The sequence below is a fragment of the Bradyrhizobium erythrophlei genome (assembly GCF_042430365.1).
GTDB classification, from domain to species: domain Bacteria; phylum Pseudomonadota; class Alphaproteobacteria; order Rhizobiales; family Xanthobacteraceae; genus Bradyrhizobium; species Bradyrhizobium erythrophlei.
In genome coordinates this window covers 64345-74370 of record NZ_JBHMET010000082.1, presented here as the reverse complement: position 1 = coordinate 74370, position 10026 = coordinate 64345, and the positions used below count along the sequence as shown (strand labels likewise).

Genomic DNA, 10026 nt, shown 5'->3' with positions numbered 1-10026 from the left:
CCACGTTCTGTGGGAACCGGGGGCGGGCGACCGCCTCCGGTGACCCGGTGGGCGGCGTCGCGAGACGTCCCCCTATCCCAATTCAATCAACGAACAACAAAAAGGAGAACGCCCATGACTGATCTCGACCGCCGCTCGCTGCTGGCAACCGGCGCATTGGCATTTGCCGGCGCCGCGGCGCAAGCCACGCCGGCGGAGGCGCAGGCCGCGCCCAAGCCGATGTTTGCGGTGCCTGCGACCACGATCCCGATCGTCGGCGAAGCTGCAGTGTTCCAGGTCCGCCGCATCTACTGCATCGGCCGCAACTATGCCGCGCACGCGATCGAGCGCGGCTCCGATCCATCCCGCGAGCCGCCGTTCTTCTTCCAGAAGCCGACCGACGCGATCCAGAACGTTGCGGTCGGTGCCGTCGCCGATCATCCGTATCCGTCGCTGACCAAGAACTATCACCATGAGGTCGAGCTGGTCGCGGCGCTCAAATCCGGCGGCACCAACATCCCGGCCGAGAAGGCGCTCGATCACGTCTATGGCTACGCGCTCGGGCTCGACATGACCCGGCGCGACCTGCAGAACGGCATGGCCGCCGACAAGAAGCCGTGGGAGATCGGCAAGAGCTTTGACCACGCCGCAGTCATCGGTCCGATCCATCCGGCCAGCAAGACCGGCCATTTCACCAAGGGCGCGATCTCGCTTGCGATCAACGGCACGGTGAAGCAGAGCTCGGACTTGCAGAACATGATCTGGAGCGTCGCCGAGCAGATCGCCAAACTCTCCGAGGCCTTCGAACTGAAGGCCGGCGACATCATCTACTCCGGCACGCCGGAGAATGTTGGTCCGGTCGTCAAGGGCGACGTGCTGCTCTGTAAGCTCGACGGACTTCCCGACATGTCGATCCGGATCGTCTGACCGGCAGGGCGTCAGCCGGTGAGATCTGCGTACTCCGGATGCTTCTGCAGATAGTCCACCACGAAGCCGCAGCCGGCGATCACCTTGTGACCGTCGGCGCGGATCTGATCCAGGGCGCCCTTCACCAGCTCCGAGGCGATGCCGCGGCCGCGCAAGGCCCGCGGTGTCTCGGTATGGGTGATGATGACGGCGGATGGCGTCTGGCGGTAATTGGCGAAGGCCATGCCGCCCTCGGTGTCGAGTTCGAAGCGGTTCTGAGCCTTGTTGTCGCGGACGGCAGCCATCGCAAGATCCTGATTGATTCACTGTCCCTGATCTAAGCCCGTGAACCCGCCGGGGCAAAGCCGCGACCAACGGTCGATTTGGCATTGGTGGATTGACGAAAATGCGGATGTTGACCCTGACCGCCGCGCTGCTCGGCGTGGCCCTCGCGATCTCGCAGCCGCCGGCGGCCTTGGCCGACGACGACCCGGCTTGGCAGGCCTGCGTCGGCAAGACGACCGCACCAGCTGAACGTGTGACCGCCTGCAGCACCGTCATCGATGGCAGGACCGAGACCGGCCGGCGGCTCGCGACGGCCTATTGCGGCCGTGGCCATGGGCTCACTGAAACCCGCAAGCTCGACGCCGCGCTCGCTGACCTGAACGAGGCGATCAAGCTTGATCCTGGCTACGCCTGTGCGTACAGCAACCGCGGCCGCGTCTATGCTTTCAAGCACGACCTCGACCATGCGATGGCCGATTACGACGAGGCCATTCGCGTCGATCCGACCTTCGCGCTCGCTTACAACAATCGCGGCGACGCCTGGCTCAGCAAGGGCGATCTCGACCGGGCGCTGGCCGATTTCGACCTCGCCATCAAATACAATCCGCAGCTTGCCGTCGCCTATGACAATCGCGCCTTCGCCTATTTCCGCAAGCGCGACACGGCGCACGCGATCGCCGACTACACGACGGAAATTCAGCTCCAACCCAACGCGCTCGCCTATATCAACCGCGGCAACGTCTACAGCGTTATGAAGCAGCTTGACCGCGCCGCCGCCGACTATGGCGAGGCGACGCGGATCGCGCCGACGGACCCACGCGGCTGGCGCAACCGCGGCCTGCTCCGCCTCTATACGGACGACATCAAGGGTGGGATCGCCGATTACGACAAGGCGCTGCAATACGACCCGAACGACGCCAATTCCTGGAGCAACCGCGGGCTCGGCAAGATGCAGCTCGGCGACAAGAAGGGCGCGGCGGCCGATTTCAGGAAGGCGCTCGAGCTGCGGCCCGATCTCAAGACCGCGCAGGAGGCGCTGGACCGGCTCGGCGCGACCCGATAGCGCCCGTCGGCGGTCATCGCCGCCGCACCGCAAACCCGCACGCAGGGGCTTGCAAGCCGCTGCGGCTGGATTACGTTTTGAAACAGACATACGCCTCCGATGCGGCCGAATGGTCGTTTGGTACGGAGTGTCGCCGGCCGCTGACGTATGCCTCTTTTCGGGAGGAGGTTTACCATGTCGGACTTTCGCTTCTTCAAACTTCATCGCCCATGGGAGGACTGGTTCGGCATGCTGCTCGGCGTGCTGATCATGGTTTCGCCCTGGTTTCCGCTGCAGGCGAGCGACATCGTCGATGTCGAGCGCAGCCACCTGATCCTCAACAGCTTCGTGGTCGGCATGCTGGTGCTGGGCATCGCCCAGCTCGAATATGTCGCCCTGCATCGTTGGGAGGAGGTGGCGAGCATCCTGCTCGGGCTCTGGCTGATTGCATCGCCCTTCATCTTCGGCTATGCCGGCGACCAAATGCTGCAGGTCTGGCACGCCATCCTCGGCACGCTGGTCACGATCGTGGCCGCGCTGCAGCTCTGGCAGGACTGGAATATGAGCGAAGAGGATTTGGCCAAGCATCCGCAGTAGCAGGTACCTCCGTTTGGCGGCCTGCCGGCATCGACCGGCAGGTTGTGCTCGTTCTTTGTTGAGCGTGGTCGAACCGCGCTCTAATTCTTCAGCGACTCCGTGAGCATTCCGCGAACGGACCACGGCTCGCCGTCGCTTGCGCCCCTGATGTCGTCGATCTTCCATTCTATCCCGTCGCGCACGAAATCGTAGCGCACGACCTGGTCGGCCGGCTTGCGCTTGGTGCGGCCGGTGATGGTCACGGCAATCAGCGCCTTGTCCGCCTCCGTCTTCTCCGCGACCACCTTGAACGACTTTACGTCCGGCTCCTGCGAATTGGTGACGGGATCGAAATCGATCGGGCCGACGTCGCCCTTGGGCGTATGCGCGTCGGCCTTGGCCCACAGCTCGACCAGCGACTTCGACAGGTATTTGGCCTTGGCGGCCTTGTTCTCGATCACGAAGGCGCCGCCGCCGTCGCCCTTGCCCTTGGCGGCGCGGGTGTAGATCGCGGTGACGATCGCGACCGGGTCCGCCGCCGCAGGTGGCGCCGCAACGGCGGGGCGGGCGAGCGGGGCGAGCAGGGCGGCGACAACGAGCGTGCGGCGTGAAATCATCAGAACCTCGATCAATCAAGCGAACCTTGTGGACGGTCGCGCGGACCAATGGGTCGTCATGATCCGCATGATCGTTCACCTTATCGTCGCCATGCTTGCCGCAGGCAATGCGCTCGCCGAAGACGCCAGGCCGCCATTCGATGCCGGCAAATACCCGAAGGACGTGCAGCGGGCGCTCGCCGACGCCGGCAAGGAGTGTAAATTCCAGGATGGCGGCAACGTGACATTCGCGCCGGACACTGTGCAGACCGTCGATCTCACCGGCGACGGCCGGCTGGACTACATCATCCAGTTCGGCGATGCCAAATGCGCGGCCGGGACCCGCGCGGTGTTCTGCGGCTCCGGCGGCTGCCTGATCAACATCCTGGTGACGCTGCCGGACGGCCGCGTCCGCAAGGTATTCGACAATTACGTGCGCAGCTTCAGCATCCGCCCCGACCCCGCCGAGAAGGCGACCGCGCCGCGCAGCATCGCCTTCGAGCTGCACGGCGCCTATTGCGGCGGCCACGGCACGCCGTCCTGCCACAAGGAGAGGACGATCACGGCGCGGTCGTTCGACTTCAAATTGCCGAACTAAGGCAACAATTTGCGGGCCTTGCTTCACCCTGCGGCGAGGCGATAAACCACGTCCAACAGACCAGTGGCGGCGCGCGGAAGGGCGTCGTCCTCGAGCGGGGACATGCGCATGGATGGGACGGTAAGCAGCGAGACCACGGCACCGCGCGGCGGTATTGCGCGGGTGTCGCAGCGGGTGATGAACCTCGCCTATCTCCTGACCCAGAACGCGCGCCGCCATGGCGACCGGGCGGGCTTCATCTGGGGCGAGAAATCCTGGAGCTGGCGCCACATCGACCGCAACGTCTCGGCGCTGGCCGCGGCGCTTGCGGCGCGCGGCATCGTCAAGGGCGATCGCATCCTGGTCCATTCCAAGAATTGCGACGAGATGTTCTGGTCGATGTTCGCCGCCTTCCGGCTCGGCGCGGTCTGGGTGCCGACCAATTTCCGTCTGATGCCCGACGAGGTCGCCTATCTCGCCAGCGCCTCCAGCGCCAAGGCGTTCCTCTGCCATGGCGACTTTCCCGAGCATGCCAAGGCCGCGCAAAATCCGGCGCTCGAATTCACCTGGCGGATCGGCGAGGAGGGGACCCTCGGCGAGGCGACGATCGCCGACGCCATCGCCAAGCATTCCGGTGCCCATATCGAGAACGCGGCAGTGGAGTACAACGATCCCTGCTGGTTCTTCTTCACCTCCGGCACCACCGGCCGCTCCAAAGCCGCGGTGCTGACCCACGGCCAGATGGCGTTTGTCATCACCAACCATCTCGCCGATTTGATGCCTGGCACCACCGAGCAGGACGCCTCTCTCGTGGTGGCGCCGCTGTCGCATGGTGCCGGCGTGCACCAGCTGGTGCAGACCGCGCGCGGCGTGCCGACCATTTTGCTGCCGTCCGAGAAATTCGACATCGCGGAAGCCTACCGGCTGATCGCCAAGCATCGCGTCAGCAACATGTTCACGGTGCCGACGATCCTCAAGATGATGGTCGAGCATCCCGCAGCCGACCAGCACGACCACTCCTCGCTGCGCTACATCATCTATGCCGGCGCTCCGATGTATCGCGAGGACCAGAAGGCGGCCCTGAACAAGCTCGGCGGCGTGCTGGTGCAGTATTTCGGCCTCGGCGAGGTCACCGGCAACATCACCGTGCTGCCGCCCGGCTTGCACGATCCCGAGGACGGCCCGCATGCGCGGATCGGCACCTGCGGCTTCGAGCGCACCGGGATGCAGGTCTCGATCCAGGGCGACGACGGGCGCGAGCTCAAAGCCTTCGAGACCGGCGAGATCTGCGTGATCGGCCCCGGCGTATTCGCCGGCTATTACGACAACCCCGAGGCCAATGCGAAGGCGTTTCGCGATGGCTGGTTTCGAACCGGCGACCTCGGCCACACGGACGAGGAGGGCTTTGTCTACATCACCGGCCGCGCCTCGGACATGTACATCTCCGGCGGCTCCAACATCTATCCGCGCGAGATCGAGGAGAAGCTCCTGACCCATCCCGCGGTCGGCGAGGTCGCAGTCCTCGGCGTGCCCGATCCGGTCTGGGGCGAGGTCGGCGTCGCCGTCTGCGTCGCGCGCGAGGCCGCAAGCGCGGTGGGTGAAGCGGAGCTCGCGGCGTATCTCGCGCCCAAAGTGCCGCGCTACAAGATGCCGAAGCGCTTCTTCTTCTGGGAGGCGTTGCCGAAGTCCGGTTACGGCAAGGTGCCGAAGCGGTTGATCCGCGACGAACTCGAGGCGCGCGGGCTGCTCGAGGTCATCGCCAAGTCGACCGGCGCTTGAGGCGATGCGCAGCATCGCCCAGCCGGGGACGCCGATCGGCGAACGCATCCAGTGGGTGGAGGCGCGCGGCCGCGCCTTCTCATTCGTGCTTGAGGCCGGCATTCCCTTGCTCGAAGGTGTCAGGCGTGGCTTTGCCGCGGAAGGATTTTCGGGCGGCGTGTTGAACGCGAAAGGCGGGGCGCTCGGGCCCTTCGCCTATGTGATGCCGGCGCTCTCCAAGGACGGCGCCAACGCGGCGTTCTACAGCGACACCTTCCGTCCCGAAGGGGTGACGCGGCTCAAGCTCGCCGCGCTGACATTCGGGATGCGCGACGGCGCGCCGTTTTTCCATTGCCACGGTCTGTGGACCGAGGCCGATGGACACGTCAACGGCGGCCACATGCTGCCGGAAGCGACGGTCGTGGCTGAAGCATTCGAGGTCGATGGCTTCGGCCTCGACGGCGCGACGTTTCTCGCCGAGCCCGACAGCGAGACCAATTTCAAACTGTTCGGCCCGGTCGCCCGTCCGCTCACCGACGCCCAAACCACAGGCCGTGCCTTTGCCTTGCGGCTGCGGCCGAACCAGGACTTTGCCTGCGCACTGGAGGGCTTTTGCCGTCAGCACGGCATCTTGCGGGCGCGGCTGCATGGCGGCGTCGGCTCGACCATCGGCGCCACCTTCACTGACGGCCGCAGCGTGGTGCCGTTCGCAACCGAGCTTGCGGTGACCGCAGGCCACATCGCAACCGATGCCGACGGCCGCCTGCAGGCCGAGCTCGACATCGCGCTGGTCGACTATCTCGGCGGCATCGCGCAGGGGACATTGGTCCGCGGCGACAATCCGGTGCTGATGACGATGGAGCTGGTGCTGGAGGTGATCGAGGAGGCGGAGCGGCCGTAGTCGCATCGTCTCTTCGCTGGGTTGCTAGTTCCGTCATCCCCGGGCAAAGGCTTCGCCTTTGTCGCTGGAGGAGCGCGTAGCGCGTCTCGAAGGATGCGCGACCCCGCTGGTGGCCGTCGTGCTTCGAGACGGCCGCTGCACGGCCTCCTCAGCATGACGGGGATGGAGTTATGCCCGCGACTCGCCGCTTCGTCATTGCGAGGAGCGTTAGCGACGAAGCAATCCATGCATCCATGTGTGCGGACCCATGGATTGCTTCGCTTCGCTCGCAATGACGGGGTGGGGTTTCGGATTCGATTGTCAAACAGCGGTGAGGACGACAGTCCGCGTTCTCGCGACATGATTTGCCCGAGCTTTGCATCTTGTTTCACCCTCTCATCAAGCAGAGGGCGCAGGGAAAGCCGGGTGCCGATTGCACCCATGGGCCCTGTGCAACAAAAAGCACAGGGGGAGGACCACAGGTGAAACCGGAAACACGCCGGCTTTCCCTGCGCGATGGTTTTACGGCTTATATCGTGCTCTCCCCGGCGAGACCGGGCTTGTGTCACCGTCTTCGCAAAAGGACTTCGCGTCTTGCGAGGAGACACCTGCCACTGGGGCGTCAGGACCACACGACTTCACCGTCCGCTTCACGCATGCTCGTCAGTCACGCGCTCGGCGGCCACCGCATCTCACCGCGCGTTCGTGACGATCGCGAGCCGCCCCTCATCGGGTGAGACGGGCGGATTCATACACCGATTTGCATTTCCTAAAAACCGAAATATTTCTTTCGCGGGCACTTGCGCCGTCGGGCAAATCAATGCCAAGGCGCATCATCGCCGCTTGCGGACATGAATGTTGATGTCGAGGTCGATCGCGCTGACGCAGGTCTGCGCGGTGCGGTGCGAGCCGCCCTCGTGCCAGCTTCCGTCGCGGGCGTGCGCGTCGCTGACATTGGCGAGCCGCAGGCAGCGCCATTGCGGCAGCTTGCCTGAGCTTTCGCCGGCGAACTGCCAGGCCAGCACGACCTCTTCGCCGCTTTTGTTGTGCCCGATGATGTGCGGGCAGAGCTCGCGCCTTCGGCCGTCATAGACGCAGACGACCTGCTGCTCGGCGAGGATCGCCTTGCGGAAGATCGTGTAGGCGCGGCTTCGCATGCGCTCATTCGTCGAAGACGCGGAAGACGGCGGCCGCCGTCACCAGGAGCTTGTCACCGGCGTAGGCCTCCGCATCGACGAAGGCGAAGGTCCGCGTGATCTTCTTCACGGTGGTGCGGCCGGTAATCCAGCCACCCGGCGCCGTGCCGCTGACGAAGCGGCTGTCAAGCGACACGGTGGCGCTTTTGCGCTTCGTCGCCGCAAACACGGCGCTGCCAAGCAGGGTGTCAAGAAATCCGAGGATCGCCCCGCCATGGAGGTAGCCGTAGGGATTGCCGTGCCGCGCGTCGCTCTGGAAGCCCCATTCGGGCGTGCCCGCGTCGCTCTCGCGCCAGTAGTAGGGGCCGTTGTGGTCGATAAATCCCGGTTGGGGCGGCAGGAGTTTGAAGCCCTCTGGAGGCGAAGCGGTCATGTCTGAAAATCCGGCTGGAGCATTCGGCGCCATCGGGCGCGGGGAGCCGAACCTAGCATTGCGCGCAAGCATGCGCGCCACCCTAAGTCTGATGGTATATTGTTCCTGTTATGTTCTTGACGGCGCGAAGCGCATCTGGGATTGTCGGCGCCGTTGCGTGGAGTTGGGGCAGGTGAATGGCCAGACGACAGCGTCCGATCAATATGCCGGCGCCCTATCTCAAGCGCGTCTGGCTCGACCCCGCCCGTATTGCGAACCGCAAAGCTTACCGGTTCGTCTTGCCGCTGTTACGCGACGATTTCGAGCTCGGCTTCGACAAGGCGATCACCATCATCGTCGGCGAGAACGGCACCGGCAAATCCACCTTGCTGGAAGGCATCGCCGTGATGGCCGGCTATGACGACGCCGGCGGCGGCAAGGGCTACCGGCCGGTCGACCATTCCAGAGCGATCGAGAAGTCGGGCGGCCGTCTTGCGACGGCGCTGCGCGCAAGCTGGCTGCCCAAGATCACCAATGGCTGGTTCTTCCGCGCCGAGAGCTTCTTCTCGGTGGCGCGATATCTGGACGAAGCCGCGCTGGACGACCCGTTCAAGCCGATCCCGCCGGACTTCCTGTCTTACTCCCACGGCGAAGGCTTCCTGCGCTTCTTCAACGAGCGCTGCCAGACCCAAGGCATCTTCATTTTCGACGAGCCGGAGTCCGCGCCGTCGCCGTCGCGCCAGATCGAATTCTTAAAACTCCTGCATCGGATGGACGGGAGCGGCCACTGCCAGGTCATCATGGCCACGCACTCGCCTGTCCTGATGGCCTATCCCAACGCGACGCTGCTGCGGTTGACCAAATACGGGTTCGAGCCGGTGAACCTGAAAGACACCGACCACTACAGGCTGATGCGCGACTTCATCGACGACCCCAAGGGGTTCGTGGACGCGGCGATTGGCGAGGACGAGTAAGCAGTATGGCCCGCAGGCGACATCGCACGATCAATCTTCCCGCACCGTATCTCAAGCGCGTCTGGCTCGATCGCGCGCTCGTTCCGGACGAGGAGGCCTATCCGTTTTGCCTCCCGGTCTTCAGGGATGAGTTCGATCTGAGCTTTGAATCGGCCATCACCATCATCGTCGGCGAGAACGGGACCGGCAAATCGACCATCCTGGAGGGGATCGCCGCGGCTGCCGGATTCGATAGTGGCGGCGGCGGGAAGGGACACCACTCGGTCGATCCGGGAATCGAGGTGACAGGCGCTGAGTTGTCGGCGGCGTTGCGCGCCGGTTGGCTGCCAAAGGTGAGTTATGGGTGGTTCTTCCGGGCGGAGACATTCTTCACGGTCGCCCGCTATCTCGATCGCTCGGCGGTGGAGGCGGACCAATCGCTCGGCAGAGCCGCATCGGATGCGCCGCAATTCGCGCCCGACTATCTGTCGTTTTCCCACGGGGAAGGCTTCATCCGGTTTTTCGAGGAGCGTTGCCAGAAGCAGGGCATCTTCATCTTCGACGAGCCGGAGTCGGCGCTGTCGCCCGCGCGCCAGATCGAATTCCTGAAACTGCTGCGGCGCATGGACCTATCGGGCCAATGCCAGGTCATCATGGCAACCCATGCGCCGATGCTGATGGCCTATCCCAACGCAACGCTGCTGCGGCTGAGCAAATACGGGTTCGAGCCGGTGACCGTGGAACAGACCGATCACTACCGGGTCATGCGCGAGTTCTGCGCCGACCCGCGGGGCTTTGTCGAAGCGACGATTGCGGAGTGAAGGGCGGGGAGCGGGACGCTTGCCTTCCGGGGAAGACGGCGGCCACCACTTCGCTCTGGTGCAAGAAACCGGTCTCCGTTTGGTCCAAAATAGCTCTACGATGAA

At 64.6% G+C, this 10026-nt stretch carries 12 protein-coding genes; 8 read left to right on the top strand and 4 right to left on the bottom strand.

Annotated features, from left to right (window positions below; genetic code table 11):
• The first annotated feature begins 114 nt into the window (after window positions 1-114).
• Window positions 115-906, top strand: coding sequence for a fumarylacetoacetate hydrolase family protein (locus ACFFWD_RS15570; RefSeq protein WP_376966563.1), 792 nt, complete (start codon window positions 115-117; stop codon window positions 904-906).
• Window positions 907-917: 11 nt separating this feature from the next.
• Here ACFFWD_RS15570 and ACFFWD_RS15565 read toward each other — a convergent pair whose 3' ends face one another.
• The gene (locus tag ACFFWD_RS15565; RefSeq protein WP_376966561.1) at window positions 918-1190 is read right to left on the bottom strand and encodes a GNAT family N-acetyltransferase; all 273 of its coding nucleotides are present in this window, start codon (window positions 1188-1190) and stop codon (window positions 918-920) included.
• A 101-nt stretch (window positions 1191-1291) separates the two neighbouring features.
• Between ACFFWD_RS15565 and ACFFWD_RS15560 the strand changes: the two genes are divergently transcribed.
• Together ACFFWD_RS15560 and ACFFWD_RS15555 are read left to right on the top strand one after the other, a co-directional pair.
• Window positions 1292-2233, top strand: coding sequence for a tetratricopeptide repeat protein (locus ACFFWD_RS15560; RefSeq protein ID WP_376966559.1), 942 nt, complete (start codon window positions 1292-1294; stop codon window positions 2231-2233).
• A 174-nt stretch (window positions 2234-2407) separates the two neighbouring features.
• Window positions 2408-2809, top strand: a complete 402-nt coding sequence (locus ACFFWD_RS15555; RefSeq protein ID WP_376966557.1) for an SPW repeat protein — start codon at window positions 2408-2410, stop codon at window positions 2807-2809.
• An 80-nt stretch (window positions 2810-2889) separates the two neighbouring features.
• Here the strand turns inward: ACFFWD_RS15555 and ACFFWD_RS15550 are convergent, their stop codons facing one another.
• A complete protein-coding gene (locus ACFFWD_RS15550; protein WP_376966555.1) occupies window positions 2890-3405 on the bottom strand; it encodes a DUF3828 domain-containing protein in 516 nt (171 codons plus the stop codon).
• 67 nt (window positions 3406-3472) lie between these two features.
• Here ACFFWD_RS15550 and ACFFWD_RS15545 point away from each other — a divergent pair, with 67 nt between their 5' ends.
• The 3 genes from ACFFWD_RS15545 (at window position 3473) to ACFFWD_RS15535 (ending at window position 6620) form a co-directional block, all read left to right on the top strand.
• Window positions 3473-3982, top strand: a complete 510-nt coding sequence (locus tag ACFFWD_RS15545) for a hypothetical protein (protein WP_376966553.1) — start codon at window positions 3473-3475, stop codon at window positions 3980-3982.
• 108 nt (window positions 3983-4090) lie between these two features.
• Window positions 4091-5740: an acyl-CoA synthetase gene (locus tag ACFFWD_RS15540; RefSeq protein WP_376966551.1), complete on the top strand. Its 1650-nt coding sequence runs from the start codon at window positions 4091-4093 to the stop codon at window positions 5738-5740.
• Window positions 5741-5744: 4 nt separating this feature from the next.
• Window positions 5745-6620, top strand: coding sequence for a PCC domain-containing protein (locus tag ACFFWD_RS15535; RefSeq protein WP_376966549.1), 876 nt, complete (start codon window positions 5745-5747; stop codon window positions 6618-6620).
• An 812-nt stretch (window positions 6621-7432) separates the two neighbouring features.
• On the opposite strand, the gene ACFFWD_RS15530 is transcribed toward ACFFWD_RS15535, so the two are convergent.
• The gene (locus tag ACFFWD_RS15530; protein ID WP_376966547.1) at window positions 7433-7756 is read right to left on the bottom strand and encodes a hypothetical protein; all 324 of its coding nucleotides are present in this window, start codon (window positions 7754-7756) and stop codon (window positions 7433-7435) included.
• Between the two features lie 4 nt (window positions 7757-7760).
• Window positions 7761-8168 (bottom strand): PaaI family thioesterase, encoded by a 408-nt coding sequence (locus tag ACFFWD_RS15525; RefSeq protein WP_376966545.1) that lies wholly within the window; start codon window positions 8166-8168, stop codon window positions 7761-7763.
• 176 nt (window positions 8169-8344) lie between these two features.
• Between ACFFWD_RS15525 and ACFFWD_RS15520 the strand changes: the two genes are divergently transcribed.
• Window positions 8345-9121, top strand: coding sequence for an AAA family ATPase (locus tag ACFFWD_RS15520; protein ID WP_376966543.1), 777 nt, complete (start codon window positions 8345-8347; stop codon window positions 9119-9121).
• A gap of 5 nt (window positions 9122-9126) precedes the next feature.
• Complete coding sequence (locus ACFFWD_RS15515) at window positions 9127-9921, top strand: AAA family ATPase (RefSeq protein ID WP_376966541.1); 795 nt, start codon at window positions 9127-9129, stop codon at window positions 9919-9921.
• Window positions 9922-10026 lie beyond the last annotated feature (105 nt).